Annotated in this window: 24 protein-coding genes and 3 tRNA genes; 13 read left to right on the forward strand and 14 right to left on the reverse strand. The window is 62.2% G+C overall.

Annotated elements, in window-relative coordinates; translation table 11 throughout:
* Positions 1–52: 52 nt before the first annotated feature.
* Positions 53–1,429, reverse strand: coding sequence for a chloride channel protein (locus C2L64_RS03645; RefSeq protein WP_090838091.1), 1,377 nt, complete (start codon positions 1,427–1,429; stop codon positions 53–55).
* A 249-nt stretch (positions 1,430–1,678) separates the two neighbouring features.
* Between C2L64_RS03645 and waaC the strand changes: the two genes are divergently transcribed.
* The gene (waaC, locus tag C2L64_RS03650; protein ID WP_090838089.1) at positions 1,679–2,686 is read left to right on the forward strand and encodes a lipopolysaccharide heptosyltransferase I; all 1,008 of its coding nucleotides are present in this window, start codon (positions 1,679–1,681) and stop codon (positions 2,684–2,686) included.
* Positions 2,687–3,459: 773 nt separating this feature from the next.
* On the opposite strand, the gene C2L64_RS03660 is transcribed toward waaC, so the two are convergent.
* On the reverse strand, positions 3,460–3,639 hold the full coding sequence (locus C2L64_RS03660; protein WP_007583328.1) for a hypothetical protein: 180 nt from the start codon (positions 3,637–3,639) through the stop codon (positions 3,460–3,462).
* 208 nt (positions 3,640–3,847) lie between these two features.
* The gene (locus tag C2L64_RS03665) at positions 3,848–5,155 is read right to left on the reverse strand and encodes an MFS transporter (RefSeq protein WP_090838085.1); all 1,308 of its coding nucleotides are present in this window, start codon (positions 5,153–5,155) and stop codon (positions 3,848–3,850) included.
* 178 nt (positions 5,156–5,333) lie between these two features.
* Here C2L64_RS03665 and C2L64_RS53050 point away from each other — a divergent pair, with 178 nt between their 5' ends.
* Positions 5,334–5,480 (forward strand): hypothetical protein, encoded by a 147-nt coding sequence (locus tag C2L64_RS53050; RefSeq protein ID WP_158660484.1) that lies wholly within the window; start codon positions 5,334–5,336, stop codon positions 5,478–5,480.
* 235 nt (positions 5,481–5,715) lie between these two features.
* On the opposite strand, the gene C2L64_RS03680 is transcribed toward C2L64_RS53050, so the two are convergent.
* On the reverse strand, positions 5,716–6,222 hold the full coding sequence (locus C2L64_RS03680) for a TonB C-terminal domain-containing protein (RefSeq protein WP_007583322.1): 507 nt from the start codon (positions 6,220–6,222) through the stop codon (positions 5,716–5,718).
* A 195-nt stretch (positions 6,223–6,417) separates the two neighbouring features.
* Here C2L64_RS03680 and C2L64_RS03685 point away from each other — a divergent pair, with 195 nt between their 5' ends.
* On the forward strand, positions 6,418–6,774 hold the full coding sequence (locus C2L64_RS03685) for a hypothetical protein (protein ID WP_090838079.1): 357 nt from the start codon (positions 6,418–6,420) through the stop codon (positions 6,772–6,774).
* A gap of 10 nt (positions 6,775–6,784) precedes the next feature.
* Here C2L64_RS03685 and C2L64_RS03690 read toward each other — a convergent pair.
* The 4 genes from C2L64_RS03690 to rph form a co-directional block, all read right to left on the reverse strand.
* Positions 6,785–6,874: transfer RNA gene (locus C2L64_RS03690), tRNA-Ser, on the reverse strand.
* Positions 6,875–6,931: 57 nt separating this feature from the next.
* The gene (gene hemW, locus C2L64_RS03695) at positions 6,932–8,146 is read right to left on the reverse strand and encodes a radical SAM family heme chaperone HemW (protein ID WP_090838077.1); all 1,215 of its coding nucleotides are present in this window, start codon (positions 8,144–8,146) and stop codon (positions 6,932–6,934) included.
* Complete coding sequence (gene rdgB, locus C2L64_RS03700; RefSeq protein ID WP_007578263.1) at positions 8,143–8,766, reverse strand: RdgB/HAM1 family non-canonical purine NTP pyrophosphatase; 624 nt, start codon at positions 8,764–8,766, stop codon at positions 8,143–8,145. The genes hemW and rdgB overlap by 4 nt, the downstream gene beginning before the upstream one ends.
* Positions 8,759–9,499, reverse strand: coding sequence for a ribonuclease PH (gene rph / locus C2L64_RS03705; RefSeq protein WP_090838075.1), 741 nt, complete (start codon positions 9,497–9,499; stop codon positions 8,759–8,761). The genes rdgB and rph overlap by 8 nt, the downstream gene beginning before the upstream one ends.
* A 308-nt stretch (positions 9,500–9,807) precedes the next feature.
* Here rph and C2L64_RS03715 point away from each other — a divergent pair, with 308 nt between their 5' ends.
* The 5 genes from C2L64_RS03715 (at position 9,808) to C2L64_RS03735 (ending at position 14,729) form a co-directional block, all read left to right on the forward strand.
* The gene (locus tag C2L64_RS03715; protein ID WP_007578258.1) at positions 9,808–10,731 is read left to right on the forward strand and encodes a YicC/YloC family endoribonuclease; all 924 of its coding nucleotides are present in this window, start codon (positions 9,808–9,810) and stop codon (positions 10,729–10,731) included.
* Positions 10,732–10,749: 18 nt separating this feature from the next.
* Complete coding sequence (gene gmk / locus C2L64_RS03720; RefSeq protein ID WP_007578256.1) at positions 10,750–11,430, forward strand: guanylate kinase; 681 nt, start codon at positions 10,750–10,752, stop codon at positions 11,428–11,430.
* A 62-nt stretch (positions 11,431–11,492) separates the two neighbouring features.
* The gene (gene rpoZ, locus C2L64_RS03725) at positions 11,493–11,696 is read left to right on the forward strand and encodes a DNA-directed RNA polymerase subunit omega (protein ID WP_006025620.1); all 204 of its coding nucleotides are present in this window, start codon (positions 11,493–11,495) and stop codon (positions 11,694–11,696) included.
* A 75-nt stretch (positions 11,697–11,771) separates the two neighbouring features.
* Complete coding sequence (locus C2L64_RS03730; RefSeq protein ID WP_007578168.1) at positions 11,772–14,153, forward strand: RelA/SpoT family protein; 2,382 nt, start codon at positions 11,772–11,774, stop codon at positions 14,151–14,153.
* An 84-nt stretch (positions 14,154–14,237) separates the two neighbouring features.
* The gene (locus C2L64_RS03735) at positions 14,238–14,729 is read left to right on the forward strand and encodes a phage protein NinX family protein (RefSeq protein ID WP_007578166.1); all 492 of its coding nucleotides are present in this window, start codon (positions 14,238–14,240) and stop codon (positions 14,727–14,729) included.
* A 100-nt stretch (positions 14,730–14,829) separates the two neighbouring features.
* On the opposite strand, the gene C2L64_RS03740 is transcribed toward C2L64_RS03735, so the two are convergent.
* Both C2L64_RS03740 and C2L64_RS03745 read right to left on the reverse strand, forming a co-directional pair.
* A tRNA-Arg gene (locus tag C2L64_RS03740) sits at positions 14,830–14,906 on the reverse strand.
* Between the two features lie 94 nt (positions 14,907–15,000).
* A tRNA-Arg gene (locus C2L64_RS03745) sits at positions 15,001–15,077 on the reverse strand.
* Between the two features lie 120 nt (positions 15,078–15,197).
* On the opposite strand from C2L64_RS03745, the gene greB reads away from it, so the two are divergent.
* Entirely contained in the window at positions 15,198–15,770 is a 573-nt protein-coding gene (gene greB / locus C2L64_RS03750) for a transcription elongation factor GreB (RefSeq protein WP_007733481.1), read from the forward strand.
* A gap of 126 nt (positions 15,771–15,896) precedes the next feature.
* Here greB and C2L64_RS03755 read toward each other — a convergent pair whose 3' ends face one another.
* Both C2L64_RS03755 and C2L64_RS03760 read right to left on the reverse strand, forming a co-directional pair.
* Positions 15,897–17,060 (reverse strand): porin, encoded by a 1,164-nt coding sequence (locus C2L64_RS03755; RefSeq protein ID WP_007578162.1) that lies wholly within the window; start codon positions 17,058–17,060, stop codon positions 15,897–15,899.
* Positions 17,061–17,594: 534 nt separating this feature from the next.
* A complete protein-coding gene (locus tag C2L64_RS03760) occupies positions 17,595–17,837 on the reverse strand; it encodes a hypothetical protein (protein ID WP_090838070.1) in 243 nt (80 codons plus the stop codon).
* A 407-nt stretch (positions 17,838–18,244) separates the two neighbouring features.
* Here C2L64_RS03760 and C2L64_RS03765 point away from each other — a divergent pair, with 407 nt between their 5' ends.
* On the forward strand, positions 18,245–18,448 hold the full coding sequence (locus tag C2L64_RS03765) for a cold-shock protein (RefSeq protein WP_007578158.1): 204 nt from the start codon (positions 18,245–18,247) through the stop codon (positions 18,446–18,448).
* Positions 18,449–18,778: 330 nt separating this feature from the next.
* Positions 18,779–19,957, forward strand: a complete 1,179-nt coding sequence (locus C2L64_RS03770; protein ID WP_090838068.1) for an exonuclease domain-containing protein — start codon at positions 18,779–18,781, stop codon at positions 19,955–19,957.
* On the opposite strand, the gene C2L64_RS03775 is transcribed toward C2L64_RS03770, so the two are convergent.
* Complete coding sequence (locus C2L64_RS03775; protein WP_007733478.1) at positions 19,954–20,550, reverse strand: chorismate mutase; 597 nt, start codon at positions 20,548–20,550, stop codon at positions 19,954–19,956. The two genes, C2L64_RS03770 and C2L64_RS03775, sit on opposite strands and share 4 nt — an antisense overlap.
* 331 nt (positions 20,551–20,881) lie before the next feature.
* A complete protein-coding gene (locus C2L64_RS54030; RefSeq protein ID WP_007578152.1) occupies positions 20,882–21,031 on the reverse strand; it encodes a hypothetical protein in 150 nt (49 codons plus the stop codon).
* 227 nt (positions 21,032–21,258) lie between these two features.
* On the opposite strand from C2L64_RS54030, the gene C2L64_RS03780 reads away from it, so the two are divergent.
* Together C2L64_RS03780 and C2L64_RS03785 are read left to right on the forward strand one after the other, a co-directional pair.
* Positions 21,259–21,639: a DUF2946 domain-containing protein gene (locus tag C2L64_RS03780; protein WP_090838066.1), complete on the forward strand. Its 381-nt coding sequence runs from the start codon at positions 21,259–21,261 to the stop codon at positions 21,637–21,639.
* A 179-nt stretch (positions 21,640–21,818) separates the two neighbouring features.
* Positions 21,819–24,200 carry a TonB-dependent receptor gene (locus tag C2L64_RS03785; protein WP_090838064.1) on the forward strand — a complete coding sequence of 794 codons (2,382 nt, stop codon included), beginning with the start codon at positions 21,819–21,821 and terminating at the stop codon, positions 24,198–24,200.
* Positions 24,201–24,221: the final 21 nt, after the last annotated feature.

Here is a 24,221-nt window from a genome sequence, read left to right on the forward strand (position 1 = left end):
GGGATGCGCCCGATTTTTTAGTGGCAATGGCGAAAGCCAATCTGCCGCAAGCTCATTCTTTTGCTTCGTTGCGCGTCGTCGGCTGTTCTTCGCTACGGCTTTCTTCTTCGACTGAAGGCGCCGCAGCAGATGCGGCGGGCGTCATATACCGCTTCGCCAGCGCCTCGTACAACGGCGGCGCAAACACGCTCGAAATCCGGCTCGACACGAGCGCCGTCGCCATCAGCGAAATCACGAGCGCGTGGCCGTTGATCATCTCCATCACGATCACGAACGACGTGATCGGCGACTGCGTGACAGCCGCAAGATAGCCGACCATGGCGAGCGCGATCAGCATCGGCAGCTGCATGTCGCTGAAGGCCATGTGCAGCACGTTGCCAAAGCCTGCGCCGATCGACAGCGACGGTGCGAAGATGCCGCCCGGAATCCCCGGCAGATACGAGCCGATCATCGACGCCATCTTCAGCAGCGGATAGAACACCGACAGATGCTCGGTGCCGTAGAGCAGTCCGCGCGCTTCCGCGTAGCCGCTGCCGAAGGTCGTACCGCCCGACACGAGACCGATCACCGCAATGGCCAGGCCGCACAGCGCGGCGAACGCGACGGGCCGCTCGTTGTTCAGCGAGAACAACGGCGCGGGCATCCAGCGCTCGGTGTTCAGCAGCAGCCAGCCGAACACGCCGCCCGCGATGCCCGTCACGATGCCCGTGATGACGACAGCCACCGCGAGCGAATCGGGGAAATGCGTGCCGATGTCGATCGTGCCGAAGTACGTGTAATTACCGTTCAGCCCGAGCGCGATGATCCCGGCGATGATGATGGCCGTGATCAGCACGCCGCTGGCGCGCGCCTCGAAGCTGCGTGTGAGTTCCTCGATGGCGAAGACGATGCCCGCGAGCGGCGTGTTGAAGGCCGCCGACAGGCCGGCCGCCGCGCCCGCCAGCACCAGTTGCCGTTCGATCAGTGCGTTCGAGCGCGGGTAGAGGCGGCGCAGGTTGAACATCAGCGCCGCGCCGACCTGCACGGTCGGCCCTTCGCGCCCGATCGTGAAGCCGCCGAGTATCGCGAGAAACGACACGAGGATCTTGCCGAGCAGAATGGGGAACGTGAGCAGCCGCATGCCGGCGGCGCTGGTGTTCGAATGCAGCGTCGCGATGACCTGCGGGATGCCGCTGCCTTCGGAGCCGCGAAAGAAGCGTCGGGTAAGCCAGACCGACGCCGCCGCGACGGCGGGCGTCAAAAACAACGTGAGCCACCGGTGCTCGTTCTGCAGATGGAGGAAAGCGTTGTAACCGAAGTCGATCAGCCGCGCATAGAAGACGGCCGTGAGACCGACGGCGATCGCGCCCAGCCAGAAAATGCCGTACTGACGCCACAGACGCCGTACGCGCCGGCCGATGCTCGAGGACAGCAGGGGTGTCCGTGACATGGGGAGTCGGGCTGGGAAATGGGCAAATTATAGTCGCCTCGCAGGCGGTGGCACGGCGAAAGCGGGCCGGATGGTTGCCCGAATGACCCGGCTGCGGGCGGCGGCCTGTCAAGGGAAGTAACGTCTGGTAACGACGCGGCAGGTCCGGCAAGATTTGCTGCTGCCCATTTTGCGGGCAATTGTCGGGATGGTCAGCTAAAATTGCAGATTGCTAGCAAGCAGCCACAGCAGCCACAACACGGGCCATCAATGAAGCGAATTCTCATCGTCAAAGTCACCTCCATGGGCGACGTGATACAGGCTCAGCCGATCGTATCGGATCTGAAGCGCGCGTTTCCCGGCGTCGAGGTCGACTGGGCAGTCGACGAATCGTTCGCCGAGATTGCCCGCTGGAATCCCGGCACCGACCGTGTGCTGTGCGCACCGCTGCGCCGCTTCAAGAAGGCGCGTCGCTGGTCGGATTTCAAGGCGATCTGGGAGTCGATCGCCGAACTGCGCGCGTATCGCTACGACGTCGCGCTCGATATTCACGGCGTCTACAAGAGCGCGATCATCTCGTTCCTGTCGCGCTCGCGAAAGCGCCTCGGTTATGGCAACAAGCATCTCGGCGAGCGCGGCGCCGCATTCGCCTATACGGGCCGGTTCATGCCGCCGCGCGATCGCAATGCCTGGAGCGGCATGCGCGAGACTGTCAGCACGGCGCTCGGCTATCCGCTCGATAATCCCCCTGACTACAACCTGCATATTCCCGCGCCGGCCAGGCCGCTCGTCGATACGGGCGGACGCCCGCTGGCGATGCTGTTCCACGCGGCATCCAAGGACGACAAGAAGTGGCCGGCAGCACACTGGATCGCGATCGCGCGGGACCTCGTGCGGCGGGGCTTCCATGTCGTCGTGCCGTGGGGGTCGCAGGCTGAGCGCAGCGAGGGGCTCGCGATCGTCGATCAGGTGGAAGGCGCGGAACTGCTGCCGCAACTGAGCGTGACCGAAATCGCCCAGGTGCTCGCGGCGTCGGACTTTGTGATCGGCGTGGATACGGGCTTCGTCCATCTGGCGCACGCGCTCGGCAAGCGCACCGTGATGATCTTCATCGCGACGTCGCGGGAAACGTTTGAGAATAACGTGCCGTTCCGGTCGGTTTCGATTGGGGATGGCAATTCGGTGCCGCCCGTCGCCGAGGCGCTGGCCGCCATCGATCACGTGCATGCCGACCCGCTCAGTCTCGGCGGGCAGGGCAAATCGGTCGCCGCGGCCTGAGGTCGACTGGGGAAGCGGGCGGGGCGCGAGAAAAAAGAAAAGAGGCGCACGCGCAATCGCCCAATTTCGGACGCCGTCGCGAGGCGCCTCTGAAAAGCCCGCGCCTGAAGCGCGCGGACCGAGAGGAAACCTGCAGAACAAACCTGTACAACATCCGTAAAGACCACGCGGGTGTGAACAAGTTCAACCATTTTTGATTTTTTTCGAATTTTGCGGCGACGCTTCGCGCGGGATTCGTGTCTGCCGTTTCCTTGTGACATGTGGCGATAGGTTCGCTTGATGCGCTCGCAATTGTCATTGCGCCCATTACACGCCTGTTAAAACTGTCGCTTTTCTTTTGGCTTTCGGCGGCGCGTTTCGCCGACGCTCGCGACGCATCCTGCTCCCATTCTCTCGAAGCCGCGCCCGCGAAGGCTTTCCGGGCGGCCTTCATGCGCTTTGACTCGTATCCCTGCCGTGCCGCGAGACTGTCATCGCGATGGTTCGCAGCGTAGCGGAGCGCTCGCCGCCTGTAACACAAGCCCAGTCGATGCTTACAAATTGCAACGGTCGCCCCTGTCAGGTTCGTGTTCAATCGAGGTCATTCGGGGTTCGCTCGAATAAAACGATACTGACTCGAAAGGGAGAAAAAAACGTGAAACGCTTGATCTTGGCTTTGGTGACGGGCGCGCTGCTGGCGGCATCGCTGAGCGGCTGTATCGTGGTGCCGGACGGTGGCTATCATCATCACGGCTACTACTATCGCTGATCGGGCAATGGATGCTGATGGCCGCTCAGGCCATCAGCATTTCGAAAGCGACGACGGCGGCGATGGCGGCCAGATTGGCCGCGACGGCTTCGACGACGATCCCTTTCCAGCTCGCCGGCTTGAAGCGCAGCGCGAGCAGCAGCGAGCCAAGCAGCGCCAGCGCGATGATGACGACGATATCCGCGTTGCCCAGGTGAAAGTTCATCGATGCCTCCCCGTTCAGCATGACTACATGACCGCTTGCTTTGATTCGAGTATAGGCAGGTCAAAAACGGCGGCAAGCAGGGGAGTTTCCCGGTTCTCGTTCGTACGGACTCAAGCTTCTTTGACAGGCTTACAAAACAAAAACGGCCCCGGCGCAATGCATCGCGCCGGGGCCGCTTCGCTTTCGACTTACGCCGATAGCCGATGAGTTACATCAACCGTGAATCGCGCGTTTCGCGCATGCACAGCACGCCGACCAGGCTCACCACGGCTGCCGTCGACACATACAGTCCCACCCACGACAGCCCGCCCTTCGCCGCCAGCATCTGCGCGATGTACGGCGCCACCGATGCGCCAAGAATCCCGCCCAGGTTGTACGCGACGCCCGCGCCCGTGTAACGCACGTTGGTCGGGAACAGCTCGGGCAGCAGCGCGCCCATCGGTGCAAATGTGACGCCCATCAGGAACAGCTCGATGATGAGGAACAGCTGCACGAGCGGCATCGAGCCGCTGCCGAGCAACGGCGCCATCGTGAAGCCCGACAGGATCGCGGCGATGCAGCCGACGATCAGTACCGGCTTGCGGCCGAAGCGGTCGCTGGCCCACGCGGACAGCGGCGTCGCGAGCGCCATGAAGACGACGGCGACGCACAGCATGCCGAGGAAGCTCTGACGCGAGATATGCAGCGCCGACACGCCGTACGACAGCGAGAACACCGTCGAGATGTAGAACAGCGTGTAGCAGACGACCATCGCAAGCGCGCCGAGCAGCACCGGTCCCAGATGACGGCTGAGCAGCGTCGCGACGGGCACGCGCACGCGCTCCTGGCGGTCGATCGCTGCCTGGAACGCCGGCGTTTCCGCGATTTTCAGGCGCACGTACAGGCCGAGCGCGACCAGCACCGCGCTGACGATGAACGGCACGCGCCAGCCCCAGCTGCGGAACTGCTCGTCGGACAGCGACAGCGCGAGGCCGAAGAACAGCCCGTTGGAGGCGAGAAAGCCGATCGACGGCCCGAGCTGCGGGAACATGCCGAACCAGCCGCGCTTGCCGGCGGGCGCGTTTTCAGTCGCGAGCAGGGCGGCGCCGCCCCATTCGCCGCCGAGGCCGATACCCTGGCCGAAGCGCAACACGCACAGCAAGATCGGCGCGAGGCTGCCAATCGAGTCGTAGCCGGGGACGAAGCCGATCAGCGTCGTCGACAGGCCCATGACCAGCAGCGACGCGACGAGCGTCGACTTGCGGCCGATGCGGTCGCCGAAGTGGCCGAACAGGAACGAGCCGATCGGCCGCGCGATGAACGCGATGCCGAACGTGACGAACGCCGACAGCGCTTGCGCCGTCGCCGAGCCGTGCGGGAAGAACACCGGGCCGATGACGAGCGCGGCGGCCGTTGCGTAGACGTAGAAGTCGTAGAACTCGATCGCGGTGCCGATGAAGCTCGCGAAGATCACGCGTGAAGCGTTGCTCTTTCGGTCTGCGCCGGGCTGCGCGCTAGAAAGGGGCGATGTGGACATGCAGGGTCTCCAAATGTCGTGACGCAGCCGCGGGGCGGGCGGCACGCGTTTGTGTGTCTGTTTGTGCGTCTAAGTGTGGAGCGAAGCGGGTGCGCGCGCAATTGTGCCCACAACGTGGCGAACAGCGGTGCAGGCGAACCTGCTACGCGAGACGTTGCATGTGCAACGAGTCGACAGCTTGCAACGTGCTGACGGGACTGCGCGCGTTGCGTTGCCGTCGGAGCGGGTGAAGCGGCGCGAAAGCGAAGCACGATGCAAACCGGGCGGACGCGCGCGCGGGTGGCGCGGCAACGTGACGGTCGTGCTGCGTGCGGCGGGCGGGTGAGCGCGCGGCACGCAGCGATGGCCGGAGATTCCGGCAGATGTTTAAAAAATTAAAACGAGGGCGGGCGGGGCACAGCAAGGCGGGCGCTGCGTGCCGTTGTTTGCGGCTTCGTTGGAGCGGCTTGGGTTCCGTTTCGATGCGCTTCGATTCGCTTCGATGTGCGTTTGCTGCAGGCAGCCGAACGACGGCGTCGAGCCGCCGTGTTGGCGGAAACCTTGGCCCATCGAGCGCGGTTTCAATCGATCGTTTGTGCCTGCGGCGACGCGAACGTGCGCAACTGGAACTTGCCGTTGTCGTTGAAGAGCCAGTCTTCGAACATTTCCACCTGGCCTTTCGCGTTCAGCAGTTTCGGTGGCGGCAGAGGCAAGGGCGCCGAGCGTCGCAAGGAGGTGAGCGCCGTGCTCTCCGCTTCGTCGTCGCCGTTCGTGCGAAAGACGCTCGATGCGACGATCTGTCCATTGCGATCCACGACGAACGACACGACGACGAGCGAGCGCAGCATCGCCTGCGGAGTGCCGCGCAGTACGTACGACGGGTTGCGTTCGAGGATGCGTTGCGCGACGACCGAACGGTACTGATCGAGTGTCAGGCTGTTGATCGCCGCGGGCGGTGGTGTGACGACCGCGGGTCGCTGCGGCGGCGTGACGGTGAAGTTGCAGCCTGCGCAGAGCAGCGTGAAGGCGAGTGCCGCTGTTCGCCTGAATGTCGGGTTGATGCGGCCGGGAAGCGAGAGGGTAGACATCGCAATAACTCGCATGCGAGATGTATCTTCATCGTAGACGATGCGTGTTGCGATTCAATGAGCGTTGGTACGGATGTGAGAGGTAGCGCGCATGCGCGTGGCATAGGTTGGCGTTTGGCTTGGCTTGATGAAGTTTTGCAAAGGGGCTCTGGTAATGCGCGATCCTGTTTCGATTCTCGCTTCGTAAAGCTCCACATGGACAACCTGAGTGCCTTCAACCATTTTCACGATTGGTACATGGACACAATCCATTTATCGATAGAGCGAGAGACGCTGACGCTCGGCCTGTACCTGCAAGATCAACGAGCATCGGTGTCGTTCGTTGGGACGAATCGATGCCTGCTCGAAAATCTCGGGCCTCAGAATATCGTCTATGCGATCGAGATCGTTGAGCCAGGAACGTCGCGATTTGAGAAAGCGCAGCAGATACTCGCGAAGGCTGAACGATGGACCGATGGCCAGCCGGGGATCGTGGCGCAGGTTTTCTCAACGTGCGGGGCGGAACTTGTCGTTGAGTTTGACTCTTTGGAGATAGAGTCGCAGGCAAGCTGAAGAAAAAAACTGGCGGAGGGTGTGGGATTCGAACCCACGGAGGCCGTAAAGCCTCGCCGGTTTTCAAGACCGGTGCATTCAACCGCTCTGCCAACCCTCCGAGCCCGAAATTGTAACCTGGAACGCCAGGCCCTCGGGCAACAAACCACGAACCCGCTCACGAATCCTTCAAAAACAGCTCCTGAAGATCGTTGAGGAATGCCTGGCCGAGCGGCGTCGGCGCGATCTTTTCGTAGTCGCGCGTGATCAGCCCGCGACGCTCCGCTTCCTGCAAAGCCGGCTCGATCGATGTCATCGGCAGACCTGTGCGCTCGATGAACCGATGCACCGGAAACCCTTCCACCAGCCGCAGCGCGTTCAGCATGAATTCGAACGGCAGATCGCGCGTGCCGACTTCATGTTCTTCCTGCACGGCATTGCCCGAACGCGCCTCTTCTATAAACGACGCGGGATGCTTGTAGCGCATCTGCCGCAGGATGCGGTTCGGAAACGACAGCTTCGTATGCGCGCCCGCGCCGATGCCGAGATAGTCGCCGAAGCGCCAATAGTTCAGGTTGTGCTTGCTCTGCCGATGCGGCTTCGCATACGCCGACACCTCATACCGCTCATAGCCCGCTTCGCGCGTGCGTTCGTGAATCCAGTCCTGCATATCGGCGGACGAATCGTCGTCGGGCAGCGGCGGCGGAAACTTCGCGAACAGCGTGTTCGGTTCGAGCGTCAGGTGATACAGCGACAGATGCGGCGGCGCGAACGACAGCGCCGTTTCGATATCGGCCTGACACTCCGCCAAAGTCTGCTTCGGCAGCGCGAACATCAGGTCGAGATTGAAGTTATCGAACGTCGTCGCGGCAACCTCGACGGCATGGCGCGCCTGCGTCGCATCGTGAATGCGGCCGAGCGCCTTCAGATGCGTCTCGTTGAAGCTCTGGATGCCAACCGACAACCGGTTCACGCCGCTCGCGCGAAACTGCGCGAACTTGTCGGCTTCGAACGTGCCGGGATTCGCTTCGAGCGTGATTTCGGCGTCGGCATCGAGCGGCAGCAGCGCGCGCACGTCGGACAAGAGGCGATCGAGCCCCTTCGCCGACATCAGACTCGGCGTCCCGCCGCCGATGAACACCGTATGCACCTGCCGTCCCCACACGAGCGGCAGCGCCTGTTCGAGATCGCTGCGCAGCGCGTCGAGGTAATCGTCTTCGGGAAACGCGCCGCCTTTCGACTCGTGCGAGTTGAAGTCGCAGTACGGACACTTGCGCACGCACCACGGAAAGTGCACATAAAGAGCGAGCGGCGGCAGCGATGTCAAACGGATGCTGCCGGGCGACGTGAACGCCTTGATGACGCCGGCTCCCGTCGTTGATGCGTGGCTCACGCTTCCTCCTTCAGCCGCGCGAACAGCTGTTGCAACGCAATCGCGCGATGGCTGCTCGCGTTCTTCACGGCAGGCTCGAGTTCGGCCGCTGTCGCGTTCAGCGCCGGCAAAAAGAAGTACGGGTCGTAGCCGAAGCCGTTCGCGCCGCGCGGCGCATCGAGCATCTCGCCGTGCCAGCGGCCTTCGGCGATCAGCGGCTCGGGGTCGTCGGCATGGCGCACGAGCGCGAGCACGCAGAAGTAGTACGCGCGCCGGTCGCTCACGCCCTTCAGTTGCTCGACGAGGTGCGCGTTGTTCGCCGCGTCGCTTTTCTCACCGCCCGCGAGTTGCGCATAACGCGCCGAATAAACGCCAGGCGCGCCGCGCAATATGCGCACGCACAGGCCGGAATCGTCGGCGATTGCGGGCAGGCCCGTCAGCTTCGATGCGTGACGCGCCTTTGTCAGCGCGTTCTCGACGAAGGTCGGATGCGGCTCTTCCGCCTCCGGCACGTTCAGCGCGCCTTGCGGGATCAGCTCGATACCCGCCGTGCCGAACAGCGCCGCGAACTCGCGCAGTTTGCCCGCGTTGTTCGACGCGAGCACGATCCTGCCCAGCGGGTTGTCTTTTCGATCAGTCACCCTTCAACTCCAATGCTTCCTTTTGCTTCTCGATCAGCGTCCTGATGCCGCCTTGCGCGAGATCGAGCAGCTTGTTCATCTCATCGCGTGAAAACGGCACGCCTTCCGCCGTCCCCTGGATTTCGACGAAGCCGCCGTCGCCCGTCATCACGACGTTCATGTCGGTGTCGCACTGCGAGTCTTCGTCGTAGTCGAGGTCGAGCACGGGCAGGCCGTCGAACACGCCGACGGAAATGGCCGCGACGTAATCGTTGATCGGCGACGCTTCGATGCGGCCCGTTGCGAGCAGCTTCGCGACGGCGTCGTGCGCGGCGACGAACGCGCCCGTGATGCTCGCCGTGCGGGTGCCGCCGTCGGCCTGGATCACGTCGCAATCGATATTGATCGTGCGCGCGCCGAGCCGTTCGAGATCGAACACCGAGCGCAGCGCGCGGCCGATCAAACGCTGGATTTCCTGCGTGCGGCCCGTCTGCTTGCCGCGCGCGGCTTCGCGGTCGCTGCGCGTGTGCGTCGCGCGCGGCAGCATGCCGTATTCGGCCGTCAACCATCCCTGGCCGCGGTCGCGCAGAAACCCGGGCACGCTTTCGGCGACGCTCGCCGTGCAGATCACCTTGGTGTCGCCGAATTCGACCAGCACGGAGCCTTCCGCGTGCTTCGTGTAATGGCGCGTGATGCGCACGTCGCGCAGCTGATCGGCGGCGCGGCCGCTGGGGCGTTTCGTGATGTCGTTCATCGTCGGAATTGAAGGGAATGAAGGGGAAGAGAGGGCGGAAGGAAACCGCAATTTTACCGCCGATCGCGCCGCCGCCGCCCGTGCGCTTCAACCCGATGCGCCGCGCCGGGAGCGCTGCCTGGCAGCTCGCCGGCCAACGCGTCACGAAAGCCGTCTGCCCGGGCTTACCCGAAAGCCGCTTCCGGCAGGTGTCGCCGGTAAAGATGGGATAATGCGCGTTCCCCGCCTCGCGTCTCGTAAACGCCGGGCGACTCGAATCCCTGGTCGTGCGATGTGATGTTCGCGCGACCACAATCGCGAGACCTATCATGATCTACAGTATGACTGGCTATGCGAGCGCCACGCGCGAACTCGCAGCGGCAACGGGCAACGGCGGCATCAGCGTATCCGTCGAATTGCGCACGGTGAACTCGCGCTTTCTCGATCTCAACTTCCGGATGCCGGAAGACGTGCGTGTCTGCGAGCCGACGCTGCGCGAAATGCTGATGAGCAAGCTGTCGCGCGGCAAGGTCGATATCCGTATCAACCTGCAGCGCAGCGAGCAGTCGGCGAACGCAGGCGCGGTCAATCGCGACGCGCTGCAACAGCTTGCCTTGCTCGAGCGGTCGGTGCTCGCGGCGTTTCCTGAAGCGGGCCGTCTGCGCACGGGCGAAATCCTGCGCTGGCCGGGCGTACTGGCCGAGAGCGGCGTGTCTCCGGAAGTGCTGCGCGATGCCGTGCTCGAATGCGGCAAGCAGGCAATCGGCGATCTGATCGATGTGCGCGGCCGCGAAGGCGCGCAACTCGCGACGATGCTGCTGAACAACGTCAGCGAGATGGAAGCCATCGTCACGAAGATCACGCCGCTCGTGCCGGAGTTGATCGCGAAGCATCAGCAGAAGATCGTCGAGCGTTTGCAGGAAGCGCTTGGCATCGCCGCGCCCGACCAGTCGGCGACGATCGTGTCGCGCGAAGAGATCGCCGAGCGCATCCGTCAGGAAGTGACGATGTACGGAATTCGTATCGACATCGCGGAAGAACTGTCGCGCCTCACCGCGCACCTGAACGAAACGCGCCACGTGATTCAAAAGGGCGGCAAGGTCGGCAAGCGTCTGGACTTCATGATGCAGGAGCTGAACCGCGAAGCGAACACGCTGGGCTCGAAAGCGGCCGCGAAGGAACTTGCAGATTCTTCGATGACGCTCAAGCTGCTCATCGAACAGATGCGCGAACAAGTACAAAACCTGGAGTAATAGGGGAGTCTCACCAGCATGACCGAAACCAAACGCGAAAGCAGCGCACCGCGCAATCCGTACGCAGGCGTCTATCCCGGCAACCTGTTCATGGTTGTCGCGCCGTCGGGCGCCGGCAAGTCGACGCTCGTCAACGCGCTGCTCGCGCGCGACCCGGCGATCCGTCTGTCGATTTCGTACACCACGCGCCCGCCGCGTCCGAAGGAGCAGGACGGCGAGCACTATCACTTCACGACCATCGAAGATTTTCTCCAGCGTCACGACGCGGGCGAGTTCCTCGAAAGCGCGGAAGTGCACGGCAACTACTACGCGACCTCGCGTGTGTGGATCGAAGAGCAGATGAAAAGCGGCCATGACGTGCTGCTCGAAATCGACTGGCAGGGCGCGCAGCAGGTGAAGAAGCAGTTCCGCAATGCCGTCGAGATTTTCATTTTGCCGCCGTCGCTCGAAGCGCTCGAAGAGCGTCTGAAGAAGCGCGGCCAGGACGAGCCGAACGTGATCACGCGACGTCTTCTCGCAGCGGGCAGCGAGATGGCGCACGCGGCGGAAGCGGAGTATGTCGTGATCAACGAAAACTTCGATCGCGCGCTGGCTGAACTGCAATGCCTCGTGTCGGCGACGCGCTCGCGCTTCGCATCGCAATACGCGCGCCACACGGACCTCTTCATGCAGCTCGGCATTCACTTGCCGCACGCGTGATACGGGCGAGGTCGGAAGGACATAAGGTAGAATAACCAACATACAGAGAAGGAATTTTCAACATGGCCCGCATTACCGTCGAAGACTGTCTGAAACAGATCCCGAATCGCTTTGAACTGGCGCTTGCTGCGACCTATCGCGCACGTCAGCTCGCTCAAGGCCACACGCCGAAAATCGAAAGCCGCGACAAGCCCACCGTGGTCGCGTTGCGTGAGATTGCGGCCGGCCAGGTTGGCGTCGAAATGCTGAAGAAGGTGCCCGTCTAAGGCACGCTCCAACGTTTGATCGTCATGTAACTCAACCCAATGCGTGCAGACGGCACTATCGACACGGAGGCGACCATGAGCACCGACCCCTCGCCATCCGCAACGGAAGTGGACCACGCTGCCCACGAACACGATAGCGACTCGCCATCGTCTGCACGCAAGTACATCGACGCGGTCCTCGAACAATCGTTTCGCCATCTGTTCGGACCAACCGCCACGCCGGAGCAGCCGCGCCGGCATGACGTCGTCTCCATCGCCAAGCTGACTACCGCGCTTTCGGACTACCTGAGCCCGGAAGAGATCAAAGAGGTCAAGGCGGCCTTCCACTTCAGCGACGAAGCCCACCTCGGGCAATACCGTCAAAGCGGCGAGCCCTACATCACGCACCCGGTTGCCGTCGCGGAAACGTGCGCGTCCTGGAAGCTCGACGCGCAGTCCATCATGGCGGCGCTGCTGCACGACGTGATGGAAGATCAGGGCGTGACCAAGACCGAACTCGCGGAGCGGTTCGGCCCGAAGGTCGCAGAACTGGTCGACGGGTTGTCGAAGCTGGACAAGATGGAGTTTCGCAGCCGCGAGGAAGCGCAGGCGGAGAACTTCCGCAAGATGCTGCTCGCGATGGCGCGCGACGTGCGCGTGATTCTCGTGAAGCTCGCGGACCGGCTTCACAACATGCGTACGCTCGGCGCCGTGCCGCCGGAAAAGCGCCGCCGCGTCGCGCGCGAAACGCTCGATATCTACGCGCCGATCGCGCACCGGCTCGGCCTGAACAATACCTATCGCGAGCTGCAGGACCTGAGCTTCGCGAACTTCAATCCGCACCGTTACGCGACGCTGGAAAAAGCGGTGAAGGCTGCGCGCGGCAATCGCCGCGAAGTGGTCGGCAAGATTCTCGAATCCGTCCAGCGCGCAATTTCGGACGCGAAGCTCGACGCCGAAGTGACGGGCCGCGAGAAAACCATCTTCAGCATCTACAAGAAGATGCGCGACAAGCAGTTGTCGTTCTCGCAGGTGCTCGATGTGTACGGCTTCCGCGTGGTCGTCGAGAATCCGCTCGAATGCTACACCTGCCTCGGTGCGCTGCATGCGCTCTACAAGCCGGTGCCGGGCAAGTTCAAGGACTACATCGCGATTCCGAAGGTCAACGGCTATCAGTCGCTGCACACCACGCTGGTCGGCCCGTTTGGCGCGCCGATCGAATTCCAGGTGCGCACGCGCAAGATGCACGAGATCGCGGAAGCGGGCGTCGCTGCGCACTGGCTGTACAAGAACGGCGGCGCCGATCTGAACGACGTGCAGAAGCGCGCGCATCAGTGGCTCAAGTCGCTGCTCGACATTCAGAGCGAAGTCGGCGATTCGAGTGAATTCCTCGAACACGTGAAGATCGACCTCTTCCCGGATGCCGTCTACGTGTTTACGCCGAAGTCGAAGATCATGGCGCTGCCGCGCGGCGCCACGGCGCTCGACTTCGCGTATTCGATCCACAGCGACCTGGGCAACCAGTGTGTCGCGGTGAAGATCAACAATGAACTGCTGCCGCTGCGTACCGAGTTGAAGAGCGGCGATATCGTCGAAGTGATCACGGCGCCGTATTCGAAGCCGAACCCCGCGTGGCTCGGCTTCGTGCGCACCGGCAAGGCGCGCACTGCGATCCGCCACTATCTGAAGACGATGCGCCTGAACGAGTCGGTGCAGCTGGGCGAACGTCTCGTCGATCAGTCGCTCAAGGGCTATGGGCTCGCGCTCTCCGACGTCACGCCGGAAGTGTGGGACAAGCTCGTGCTATGGACGGGCAACAAGAACCGCCAGGAAATCTTCGCGGATATCGGTCTTGGTAGGCGTGTGGCGGCCGTGATGGCCAAACGGATCGAAGTGCTGATGAACGGCCGCGAGGGTCACGACGGCGACGACGACCACCCGCGCGAGCATGGCACGTCGACTGCGCCGCCCGTGGTCATCACGGGCACGGAAGGGATGTCGGTGCAGTTGTCGGCGTGCTGCCGCCCGATTCCCGGCGACGACATCATGGGCTACATCGGCATCGGCCTCGGTATGGCGATTCACACTACCGATTGCCGCGTCGCGCAACGCATTCACCGGCGTGATCCGGGCCGCTGGATCGACGTCGCATGGGCGCCGCAGCCGGGCCGCCTGTTCGATGTCGCGATCAAGGTGCTGGTCAAGAATACGAAGGGCGTGTTCGCACGCGTTGCCGCGGATATCACGTCCGCCGACGCGAACATCGTTCACATTGCGATGGACGAAGACCAGTCGCAGGAATCGACGGTGCTGCGCTTCGTCATCCAGGTCAGCGACCGCGTGCATCTGGCCAACGTGATGCGCCGCGTGCGGACCAATCTCGACGTGATGCGCATCGCGCGCGAACGGCCGAGCGAAGAAGGGCATCGTCATCACGACGGCGGCATGCGGATCGACCGCGAGCGCGCCGATTACTGAAATCGAAGTTGGGAGGCGGGCGCGTCGCTTGCACTTGTTTTGCACGATGACGCTCTGCCTTTGCCTGTCCACAGGAACAACGCGATGAACGTAGCTGATCTCTCCGATCTGGCGCTCGACTACTGGGTCGCGCGCAGCCTGCACGACTTCGTGCGCGAAATCTACTTTACCGACAGCGGGCGCGTCGTCTCGATACGCGGCAACGATCGTGGCCGTCCGTGGGATGGGCGCTTCACGCCGTCGACGTCATGGGAGGCGGCGGCCGTCGTGCTCGAGCGCGCGCAGCGGCTCGAAGTGCGCGAGCGCACGCGCGACGGCGCGGCACATTGCGTCGCGGACTTCGAGGGCGGCCACCGGACGGTGTCCGCGCATGGCGAATCGCTGCGTATCGCGCTTCTGAGGGCGTTCGTGAGCAGCCAGTTCGGCGATACCGTCGACGATGTTCTCCGTCAGCCCCAGTCGCTGTTTGGCACGCGTGCGACGCCGATCGGCGAGCAGACGGCGGCGCTGGGCGTCGAGAACGAGCTGCCGAAACCGGATGGCGAGATCGGTGATATCAAGTCGGCGCCGCGCTGAAGCGACGGGCCGTTCGTTGTCGCCAGAACGCTCGCCGCTGACAGAGAAAAGCAGGAAGGGAAAAGACAAAGGGCCTTCCGGATGGAAGGCCCTTCATGGGTGGTGCGGCTGGCAGGATTCGAACCCACGACCCCTTGGTTCGTAGCCAAGTACTCTATCCAACTGAGCTACAGCCGCACGCTAAACTTGAACTGCTCGGGCAACGCATGCTGCTTTGCGTACACCCCGGTGAAACGAAAGGGCCTTCCCGGAGGAAGGCCCTCGTAAAAAGTGGCGCGGCTGGCAGGATTCGAACCCACGACCCCTTGGTTCGTAGCCAAGTACTCTATCCAACTGAGCTACAGCCGCACGCAGAAATGAGATTATAGCAAGGTATCGGAAAAAGGGAAGGGGCGCCCGGGAAATTTGTGACAGCAGCCGTATCATGTAGGCTAGAGATGCGGATGTCCGCTTCAATGCTGAACCACCATGAATAAAGCCTTTGTCAAAGAATCGACTGACGAGAACGACGACGATCTCGAAGCCGCGCAACCCGACATGCCCGCGGGTGCGAAGAACTACATCACGCCCGCCGGCTACCGGCGACTGCGTGACGAGTTGCTGCACCTGATCGACGAGGCGCGGCCGGAAGTGGTGAAGCTGGTGTCGTGGGCGGCGTCGAACGGCGACCGTTCGGAGAACGGCGATTACATCTACGGCAAGCGGAGGCTGCGCGAGATCGACCGGCGTATCCGCTTTCTCACCAAGCGTATCGATCTCGCCGAAGTCGTGAACAGCAGCCGCCAGGAAAACACGGATCAGGTGTTTTTCGGTGCGACCGTCGAATACGCGACGGAAGACGGCGAGACGCATACGGTGAGGATCGTGGGCATCGATGAGGTGAATCTGGATGAAGGGCACGTCAGCTGGATTTCGCCTATCGCGCGTGCGCTGCTGAAGTCGAAGGTCGGCGATCAGGTGACGTTGCATACGCCTGCCGGGCCGCAGCCGATCGACGTGCTCGACGTAGCGTATCCGACGCGTGAAGAAGAGGAGGCTTGAGTCCTCTCCCGTCTGAGAACGCGTAGGCCAATGCCGCAGGAAGCGGGCTCGACCGAACGCCGAAGCCCGGACGAAAAAAAGGCGCCGCAAGCGGCGCCTTTTTCATGCTGCAAGTACTGCTGATGCTTAGAAGCGGTGACGCAGACCAGCCGTCACAGCAACTTGCTTCTCGTTCGCCGACGCGTTCAGGCCATTGATGTTGGCGTTGACGAGCGAGTTTTCGCTGACTTGCTGGTATTCGCCCTGCAGGTACACGTCGGTACGCTTCGACAGCGCGTAAGCCGTTTGCAGGTTGAACTGGTTCCAGTGCGGGTGCTCGCCACCCAGGCTTGCCTTCGTGTACGTGTACGAGCCAGCGATGCTGATTGCCGGCGTCAGAGCGTAGCGTGCGTTCGCTTCGTAGTTCTGGAAGTGACCGCTGTCGCCGCCGAAACGGTTCTGCAGGCCCTGGTTGCCCGATGCGCCCTGGTTGATGCCAGCCATCTTCGACAGGTTCGTTTGCGAGTACACGAGGCCGACCGTTGCCGGGCCGAACGTGTAGTTGCCGCCTGCGCCCCACGTTTGCTGGCGGCCAGCGAAGAACGTGTTGTCGCCGTTGACTGCGCCGCCGGTGTTAAACGCAGCAGCTGAGCCCGTCGCGCCGTTGCTGTTCAGTTGCAGGTAAGCAGCAGCGAAGTTGAAGCCGGCGAAGCTGTACGACGCACCCGCGCTGTATGCACGGTTGTTCGAGAAGCCGTCAGCCTGGTTCGAGAAGCCGTACAACGCGCCGAACTTGAAGCCCGCGTAGTTCGCGCTCTGGTACTTGACCGAGTTGTTGACGCGGAACGAGTTGTTCAGGTTGTCGTTGTCGAACGGGTGGGCGAACTGCGTGCCACCGTATTGCGTGCCCGTCAGCGACAGCGGACCAACGTAGTCGACCATGCTGTCATATTGACGGCCGAGGGTCACAGCGCCGAACTGCTCGCTTGCCAGACCAACGAACGCCTGACGGCCGAACAGACGGCTTTGCTGCTTGAGCGTGCCGTCATTGATGCCGAAACCGTTTTCCAACGTGAAGATAGCCTTCAGGCCGCCGCCGAGGTCTTCAGCGCCACGCAGGCCGAAACGGCTGCCGTTCACCGAGCCGCTCGTCATCTGGACGTTGCTGTGACCTTGGCCCGGAGCAGTTGCCTGGTTGTTGGTATACGTGATGCCGGCGTCGATCAGGCCGTACAGCGTGACGCTGCTTTGAGCGTGCGCAGCGGTTGCGAAAACGCCCGAGAGGGCCGCGACCATGAGAGTCTTTTTCATCTTTGTAACTCCGAGAACAGGATGGGTTTTGGAAACCCAGGCTTGAAGGAAACTTCACGCGAATGCTGCGAGAGGCAAGGTCGCGTGAACAACGCACGGTGACCGACGTGCGTTCGTTTCCGGGTAGGCAAAGTGTAGAGACGTGACCCGCCCGATGGCCGTTCCGAAATCAGCAATAAAGTATTACGTGATAGGAAATTATCGAGATGGAGGCTTAAAGCCTTATTGATAAAGGCTTTGCGGCCGATTGGCTCGTGCCAGCCCCAGGTGTCAACCTTTGCGCGTTGTTCAATTACGACATGAAATGACGTGCAAAAACAACGCAAAAATCGCTGAATCGCGATTGTTGTCAGCTCTGCAATAGTTGATTGCGAGAGTCGAAGCTAATCAAATCCACCACGGGCGCTATACTGAAATCTCTGCTTTTCGAAGCAGACTTTTTCGTTGACGAAAAAGATCTCCAAACCTTTGTCGGCGCGACTTCTCAAGAGTCGCGCTTTTTTTTGCTTTTTTGCCTCCGGCTACTGCGTTGACTTATTGACGCTTTCCATCCGGGCTAACCGGGGCGAATTCGAGTCCCGGCGTCAAGGTCCAATCTTCGATCACGTAATGACGCGCGTCCATTGGGGATGACAGCAGGTTCTGCCAGTGGTCGCCGTGCCACATCGGGTCGAACTCCAGCAGGGACGGGCGTTGCGAAGCTGTTTCGGAGAGCGGTGCGCCCTTCGTGGATGGCAACAGTTGTGCGGCGATGCGGCGAAGGGTATCGAACAACATGGCATTTCTCCGATTGCAAACTGCTGGCTGAAATCTTGCGTTTGACAGTTCACCTTAACAAGTCGTGAAAACACTTACGAATGACACGTTTTGTTACATACCGGAAAAGTTTTCTGACATCTAATTGTTAGACAAGTCAGATCGGCAATTCAGACCGGTTGGAATTATGAGCCAGCTGAATAATTCCTGACTTTATGTTCGCTTTAACAGCGCATTTGACGTGCATCCAGTTTTCGATTTGAAACCGCTTGACGCTTATATCCGCTTCCCCTTATAAATGCCTTGCTGGATTTCCGATGGCGAAACCTTGATTGTGCATCGCGCATATATTCACGGTTTGCGGAATCGTGAATCGTAATCGGCATTAACGGCATTACCTGTCTTATCAAATTGAGGAAAAGTGGAACATGGAAACTGGTATCGTCAAATGGTTCAACGATGCTAAGGGCTTCGGCTTCATCACGTCCGACGCGGGCGGCGAGGACCTCTTCGCGCACTTCTCGGAAATCCGCGCGGACGGCTTCAAGTCGCTGAAGGAGAACCAGCGCGTGTCGTTCGAGGTGAAGGCTGGACCCAAGGGCAAGCAGGCTGCGAACATCCAGCCGCTGTAATACGCGGCCGAGCCGCTGGCTCTCAGGATAAACCCTCGTTCACGAGGGTTTTTTATTGCCTGCAATCCAGAATTAATCCGCTCCCAAGTCAGTCCGAAGGAGAATGCTGTTCGAAAACGCCCGACAGTTTCTTTCGACCGCACATCAATATGTCATATTCGTGTAATCCCTGATTGATGATTTATTTATGGTCACTCAGTCGAATAAACGTATTCCCATCGGCCCCTTCACCGATCGTGCATCATTTCCCGCTGTTCGACATTGCCCGCGCAACGGCCGCCGCCGATAGGGCATACTTGTGCAAAGTTATGCATTGCACAGTTTCCTCACATGTCTGAACTGCTTCTGTTTGAACCGGCCCTCGATGTGCCGATTGTTTTTGTCGACCTGGAAACGACGGGTGGTTCCGTCGGCGATCACCGGATCACTGAAATCGGCGTCGTCGAACTGGGGCCGGATGGTGCGTCCACGTGGACCACGCTCGTTGACCCCGGCCAGCCGATCCCGCCTTTCATCCAGCAGTTGACGGGCATCACCAACGCGATGGTGCGCGGCGCGCCCACCTTCGAGTCGATTGCCGCCGATCTTTTCGCGCGGCTCGACGGCAAGCTTTTCATTGCGCATAACGCGAACTTCGACCGTGGATTTTTGCGCAGCGAGTTCCAGCGCGTGGGCTTCACGTTCAATCCCGATATGTTGTGCACCGTGCGTCTTTCGCGCGCGCTGTTTCCTGCCGAAAAGCGTCACGGCCTCGACGCGCTCGTGGAACGGCATGCGCTCGTGCCGTCGGACCGGCACCGCGCGCTTGCCGATGCCGATCTGCTCTGGCAGTTCTGGCAGCGGTTGCACGGCCTCGTTCCCGTCGAGGTGCTGCGTGCGCAAATCGACAAGACCATGCGCCGGTTCCGGATCGCGGGTGATATCACGGAAGAACTGCTCGATACCGCGCCTGCCGGCTGCGGCGTCTACGCGTTCTATGGCGAGAACGACGCGCCGCTATACGTCGGACGAAGCGTGCGCGTGCGCCAGCGTCTGCGCACGCATCTGACGGGCGAGCGCCGTTCGTCGAAAGAGTTGAAGCTCGCACAGCAGGTGCGCCGCGTCGAGTGGCGCGGCACAGGCGGGGAAATCGGCGCGCTGCTTGCCGAAGCGCAAATGATCGCGGCGCTTCGCCCGCCGCATAACCGCGTGCCGCGCGTGAGCCGCGCCGATCCCGTTGACGCCCCCTGGCCTTACGACGGCGCAATCGCGTTCGAGGAGCGGGACGCGGCCGAGGGGGCGCGCGTGTTCCATGTCGTGGATCAGTGGCGCTATCTTGGACACGCGCCGTCGCTGGCCGAGGCATCGACGCTGCTCGCCGCGAGCGTCCTTGGCGCGTTCGAGCTATCGACGTGGCGCGTTCTGCAGTCGCATCTCGCACGCGGCCTGAGTGTGCTGCCGCTCAGCCGTCAGGCCGTCCAGCCCGAGGCAGGCGCCAGCCTCGCAGCGGCGCCCGCCGACGCAGCCTAGCCCGTCGCTCCGACACCGCCCGATTCGCACACGTGCCCGAGCGCGCGCGTCAGCGCTGCATTGCGGGTGTTGTCGTAGCGAGTGAGCGACTTCCAGTTGTCGATGCCGCGCGCCACGCGCGTCGGGCAATCGTCCTGCGCGCGCAGCGTCTGAACGCGCGCGAGCGCGGTGATCAGCGATTGCGTCAACTTATCCAGCTGTGGCCTGAGGCTCGTCGCGAGATCCGGCGCCGCGCCTTCGGGCGGGCGGCTTGCGCGCCACGTGTCGAAGAGTGCGTTCTGCACTTCCTTGCTCGCATCGATCTGATCCTGGAAAAACTCATGCGCGAACGCCGGGTCCACGCCAGCGCGCGCTGCGCGCTTTTCGACGTCGGCGAGCAAGGCCTGCTCGCGCGGCGTATCGGTGATCGGCTGATGATGCGCCCACTTGTAACGCGCGACAGGCTCGGCAAGCGACAGTCGCTGCGACACGAGTGCAATCAGATTCGTCAGCGCGGTGTCGTCGCCGTCGGCGCGGGCGGATACCGGCGTGAAGGCGAGGGCTGAAGCGAACAGGATCGCGCCAAGCGCGCCGATGAGATTCGGACGGGTCATTGAGCTTGATGCAGCACGCGGCCGCCTAAGAGATAAAGGAAAAGACAGAAGAATAGACGAAGCGCGGGAAGATGCGCCATGCATGCGCAACATGCGCAGGCAAAGCGAAGAAGAGGAGGGGTGAGTGTCGAACTCGAACGGACGCGCGAACCCGCGACACAATGACGCGTCGTCAGCGGCGCTCAGCAGAACGAAATCAGCGTTGAGCCAGGCCGGAACATCGGCGCGCGCCAACGCCACGCGTCAATCAATGAAGCGTGTAGACGCGCATCAGCACTACGCGCATGCATCCGCTGCGCGACCCCCGATGCTGCAATGCACAGATCGACCGTTACTTCGACTCGCACATCTTGCGTTGTTCGTCAAAGAACGCGCGAACATGCTCGGGCAGTTCCGCGACCAGAAACTCAACGCCTGCAGGTTCCGGATCCGGGCTGAGCACCTTGTCGGGGGTCGGAATCTTTGGCGGTCTGCTATCCATGATGGGTTCTCCTTTACGAATTCATTATGTCCCTCAGCACGCGTGGCGTACCAGCGCTGCCGCATACAGCCGATGTTTTGGCGCGCTCTTTGTTGCTTTAACGGCACACGCTCCCAGGGATTGAAGCGCCTTGTTTAAAATTTGACGATTGTCGGTATTGCAGTACGTCTAAAGACTGTCTCGCGGCCGCTTGCTATACTGCGCGCGCTCACTTTTTCCAAGTCGCGATGACACGTTCGACACGCTGGATCGGCCTCGTATGGCTGGCGCTGGTACTCAATGTACTGTCGCCTGTCATCGGCTATGCGCGTGCTCCGGGCGCTCAAGGCCCGCTATCCGTCGAGCTTTGTCACGCAGCCGGTGCGCAGAACGTCGTCATCGATCTCGATGGTTCGCACGACAACACGTCGAAGACGCACCTCGTCGTTCCCCACTGTGTCTACTGTCCGGGCTTTGCCGCCAACTTCGCGCTTGGCAGCAGCGTCCCGTTCGTTGTGCCTTCCGTCCGCACGCTTGCGTACTCGCAAGCCATCGAGCCGGAGGCCGTCTTTGTGCGCCGCAGCGTACGCGTCGCACAGCCTCGCGCACCACCTGTCCCGTCGATCTGAAGCTAGCTGTCTCAGCCAGTCCGCTTGCCCGCGTCTGACGTCGTTATGACGTAGCGGGCGGCGGGCCGCCATGCGCGCCTCTTTGTCCCGAGTGCTCTGTCCGCCCGTGTTCTTCACGCGGCGCAGTGCGGCGACATCCGGGTCGGCATGGCGCCTTCGATCATGTCCACAGGACTCATATGCGCATCGTTTCCGCTGCGCTGTCCGCACGCACGCGGCTATCGCTCGCGTGCGCGGCAGTGTTCGCCGTTCAACCCGCCTGGGCCGACGAAAGTACGACCGATCGTGCCGTCATCGACCATTCCGCGTCCGATACTTCGGTCTCCCATCCTTCTGTAACGAACAGCTCCGCGAATTCGTTGACGGAACCTGCCAACACATTGCAGGCCGTCAGCGTGACAGCCGCGCGCACCGCGCCGACGTTCGCGCCCGATACGCCCGGCGTCGTCGAGACCGTCACGCGTGAGCAGATCGACGCGCGCAATATCGTCAACACGGAAGACGCCCTCAAGTACGCGCCGAACGTGATGGTGCGCAAGCGCTTCACCGGCGACCGCAACTCGGTCTTCGCCGGCCGCGACTTCAACGAACTGCAAAGCGCGCGCGGTCTCGTCTATGCCGACGGGCTGCTGTTGTCGAACCTGCTGGGCTCGAGCTACGCGTATCCGCCGCGCTGGTCGCTGATCGCGCCCGACGACATCGCGCAGGTCGAAGTGCTGTATGGCCCGTTCTCGGCGCTGTATCCGGGCAACTCGATCGGCTCGACGGTGCAGATCACGACGCGCAAGCCGGAGAAGCTCGAGGCGTCGCTGGATACGCAGCTTTTCACGCAGCATTACGACGACGCGTACGGTTTCTCGAAGAACTTCGGCGGCAATCACGAGACGGCGCATATCGCCGATCGCGTCGGCCGTTTCTGGTATTCCCTGACGCTCGACCGCCTCGAGAACAACAGCCAGCCGCTGCAGTACGCGAGCCCCAACAGCACGTACAACGCGAAGCTCGGCGCGCCCGTCGCGGTGACGGGCGCGGCCACGGACATCGGCCCGAACGGCCAGCCGCGCGTGATCGTCGGTCCGCAGATGATGGAGCGCACCGAGCAGATCAACGAGAGCGTGCGCATGGGCTACGCGATCACGGATCACGTCGACGCGACGCTCACACTCGGCCATTGGGAAAACCACTACAAGGACCGCGCGCAGACGTTTCTGACGGACGCCGCGGGCAACCCCGTCTATGCGGGCAACGTAACGATCGGCGGGAAGAACTACACGATCTCGCCGACGGCGTTCTCGCCCGCCAATGGCGATCAGGAGAACTGGCTCTACGCGTTCGGGCTGAACGGACGGCTCGATTCGGGCTGGAAGCTGTCGGGCATCGTATCGGCGTATGACGTGTCGCGCGACACGCTGCGCTCGTCGACGACTGCGCCGCCCGCGGCATACGGTGGCGGCCCCGGCACGATCTTCTACGGCGACGGCACGGGCTGGCGCACCTTCGACCTGAAAGCGGAATCGCCGTTGTACGCGGGCCATGCGCTGACGGTCGGCTATCACTTCGACAACTACTTTCTGCGCAACGAGACGTACAACACGCCCGACTGGCTGAACGGCTCGCCGTCGACGCTCGCCAGCACCTATCGCGGCGACACGCGCACCCAGGGGCTGTACGGCCAGGACGCCTGGCGATTCGCGCCCGGCTGGCTCGCGACGCTCGGCCTGCGCTACGAGCGCTGGGACGCGTACGACGGCGCGCTCGGCAACGGCTCGTCGACCTTCGGTTACGCGGACCGCAGCGCGAACGCGCTGTCGCCGAAAGCGTCGGTGCAATGGCAGGCGACGCAAGACTGGCTGTTTCGTCTGTCGTTTGCGACGGGTACGCGTTTTCCGAGCGTCGCCGAGCTGTTCCAGGGGACGATCTCGAACAACGCGATCGTCAACAACAATCCTGGGCTGAAGCCGGAAAAGGCGATCGACTGGGACTTCACGGCGGAACGCGACGTCGGTGTGGGCGTCGTGCGGGCCAGCGTGTTCCAGAGCGATCTGCGCGACGCGATCTACAGTCAGACGACCGTCAGCGGTTCGACGACCGTCACGAACATCTCGAACGTCGACCGCGTGCGTGTGCGCGGCGTCGAACTCGCATTCTCCGGACAAAACGTGCTGCTGCACGGGCTCGATCTCGACGCGAACGTGACGGCGACCCACTCGAAGATTCTCGCCGACGCGGCGAACCCGTCGTATGTCGGCAAGCGCTTCCCGCGCATTCCCGTGGTGCGGGCCAACCTGCTCGCGAACTACCACTTCACGCAGCAGTGGCAGGGCAGCGTGGGACTGCGCTACTCGGGCCGCCAGTACAACACGCTCGACAACAGCGACATCAATCCCGACGTCTACGGCGGCACCAGTTCGTTCTTCGTGATCGATCTGAAGGCGCGCTATCAGGTCGGCAAGCACTGGCTCGCGTCGGTTGGCATCGACAACCTGACGGACCGCCGCTACTACGTCTTTCACCCGTATCCGGGCCGCACCTTCTACGGAGAACTCAAATGGATGCTTTAAGAAAATGGGCGGCCGTGTGGG

The sequence above is a fragment of the Paraburkholderia hospita genome (assembly GCF_002902965.1).
GTDB lineage: Bacteria > Pseudomonadota > Gammaproteobacteria > Burkholderiales > Burkholderiaceae > Paraburkholderia > Paraburkholderia hospita.

Coding starts and splice junctions, on each gene's coding strand:
- C2L64_RS03760 (WP_090838070.1), bottom strand. CDS start 17,837: ATGTTGTTCGATACCCTTCGCCGCATCGCCGCACAACTGTTGCCATCC.
- C2L64_RS03775 (WP_007733478.1), bottom strand. CDS start 20,550: ATGACCCGTCCGAATCTCATCGGCGCGCTTGGCGCGATCCTGTTCGCT.
- C2L64_RS03765 (WP_007578158.1), top strand. CDS start 18,245: ATGGAAACTGGTATCGTCAAATGGTTCAACGATGCTAAGGGCTTCGGC.
- C2L64_RS03730 (WP_007578168.1), top strand. CDS start 11,772: ATGAGCACCGACCCCTCGCCATCCGCAACGGAAGTGGACCACGCTGCC.
- C2L64_RS54030 (WP_007578152.1), bottom strand. CDS start 21,031: ATGGATAGCAGACCGCCAAAGATTCCGACCCCCGACAAGGTGCTCAGC.
- C2L64_RS03685 (WP_090838079.1), top strand. CDS start 6,418: ATGGACAACCTGAGTGCCTTCAACCATTTTCACGATTGGTACATGGAC.
- greB (WP_007733481.1), top strand. CDS start 15,198: ATGAATAAAGCCTTTGTCAAAGAATCGACTGACGAGAACGACGACGAT.
- C2L64_RS03680 (WP_007583322.1), bottom strand. CDS start 6,222: ATGTCTACCCTCTCGCTTCCCGGCCGCATCAACCCGACATTCAGGCGA.
- C2L64_RS03780 (WP_090838066.1), top strand. CDS start 21,259: ATGACACGTTCGACACGCTGGATCGGCCTCGTATGGCTGGCGCTGGTA.
- rph (WP_090838075.1), bottom strand. CDS start 9,499: ATGAACGACATCACGAAACGCCCCAGCGGCCGCGCCGCCGATCAGCTG.
- rpoZ (WP_006025620.1), top strand. CDS start 11,493: ATGGCCCGCATTACCGTCGAAGACTGTCTGAAACAGATCCCGAATCGC.
- C2L64_RS03785 (WP_090838064.1), top strand. CDS start 21,819: ATGCGCATCGTTTCCGCTGCGCTGTCCGCACGCACGCGGCTATCGCTC.
- C2L64_RS03645 (WP_090838091.1), bottom strand. CDS start 1,429: ATGTCACGGACACCCCTGCTGTCCTCGAGCATCGGCCGGCGCGTACGG.
- C2L64_RS03660 (WP_007583328.1), bottom strand. CDS start 3,639: ATGAACTTTCACCTGGGCAACGCGGATATCGTCGTCATCATCGCGCTG.
- C2L64_RS03665 (WP_090838085.1), bottom strand. CDS start 5,155: ATGTCCACATCGCCCCTTTCTAGCGCGCAGCCCGGCGCAGACCGAAAG.
- C2L64_RS03755 (WP_007578162.1), bottom strand. CDS start 17,060: ATGAAAAAGACTCTCATGGTCGCGGCCCTCTCGGGCGTTTTCGCAACC.
- C2L64_RS03715 (WP_007578258.1), top strand. CDS start 9,808: ATGATCTACAGTATGACTGGCTATGCGAGCGCCACGCGCGAACTCGCA.
- gmk (WP_007578256.1), top strand. CDS start 10,750: ATGACCGAAACCAAACGCGAAAGCAGCGCACCGCGCAATCCGTACGCA.
- C2L64_RS03770 (WP_090838068.1), top strand. CDS start 18,779: ATGTCTGAACTGCTTCTGTTTGAACCGGCCCTCGATGTGCCGATTGTT.
- C2L64_RS03735 (WP_007578166.1), top strand. CDS start 14,238: ATGAACGTAGCTGATCTCTCCGATCTGGCGCTCGACTACTGGGTCGCG.
- waaC (WP_090838089.1), top strand. CDS start 1,679: ATGAAGCGAATTCTCATCGTCAAAGTCACCTCCATGGGCGACGTGATA.